The following is a 448-nucleotide window of genomic DNA, read 5'->3' as shown; positions in this document are numbered from 1 at the left end:
CCCCCTCGTGGGGTCGAGGCGGATGCCCCGGCAGCGGAACGGCAGCCGCTCCTCGGGCGGGGATGATGTGTCGGCCGGCCGTCCCGGGCTTGCGAGGAGCAGCGCGGCGTGCAGCAGTGCCGGGTGGATCCGGAACCGGCCCTGGTCCACGCCGTCCGACGCGGGGAGTTCCACCTCCGCGAACAGAGCGTCGTCGCGGCGCCACAGCTGCCGCACCCCGCGGATTGGGGTGCCGTGAGCGAAGCCGGGGGCGGAGAGGCCGGTGGACTCGTTGTCGAAGGGCACGCGGACGGCGCCCGCGGGGGGCCAGGACACGAGGGCTCGCTCCGCGCCGTCTCCCCTGGTGCCGTGCCCGGCGGACCCGACGGCGTTCCGCCTCCACCCGGTTTCGCCCTCACTCCGTGAGTGCACGCTGATCGCACCCGTGCCGTCGGCCACTACGCGAATC

1 protein-coding gene is annotated in these 448 nt (G+C 75.0%); it reads right to left on the bottom strand.

Going from position 1 to position 448, the window contains the following annotated elements; genetic code table 11:
• On the bottom strand, window positions 1-315 hold a 315-nt coding region (locus RM812_RS42380; RefSeq protein WP_394816615.1), incomplete at its 3' end, for a polyketide synthase dehydratase domain-containing protein.
• Window positions 316-448: the final 133 nt, after the last annotated feature.

It is taken from the genome of Streptomyces lancefieldiae (genome assembly GCF_031845825.1).
Taxonomy (GTDB): Bacteria; Actinomycetota; Actinomycetes; order Streptomycetales; family Streptomycetaceae; genus Streptomyces; species Streptomyces lancefieldiae.
Note: the sequence above shows the minus strand (reverse complement) of the source record. Positions and strands in the feature narration are given on the sequence as shown.